This window comes from Neisseria sp. P0020.S003 (genome assembly GCF_051957095.1).
GTDB lineage: Bacteria > Pseudomonadota > Gammaproteobacteria > Burkholderiales > Neisseriaceae > Neisseria > Neisseria subflava.
On sequence record NZ_JBQCWU010000124.1, the window covers coordinates 1 to 201 of the forward strand.

Sequence of the window (201 nt, forward strand, 5' to 3'; positions counted from 1 at the left end):
CACTCGAACATCCCCAATCCAAAACCATGCCCCAACACCGCAAAAACCCCTTCATCGCCGACAAACCCGACCAAGAAAAAACACAGGCAGAGCTTATCGAAGAGTTGTGCTATATGCGCGCAGAGGTTGCCTACCTAAAGGAGTTAAAAGCCCTCAGCCAAAAGCGGACCGAAAAGGACAAAGCCAAACCGTCCAAACACT

1 pseudogene is annotated in these 201 nt (G+C 50.2%); it reads left to right on the forward strand.

Annotation, left to right across the window (positions count from 1 at the left end):
- Window positions 1-201 (forward strand): annotated as a pseudogene (locus ACTHTQ_RS11640) (helix-turn-helix domain-containing protein); the annotation flags it as partial.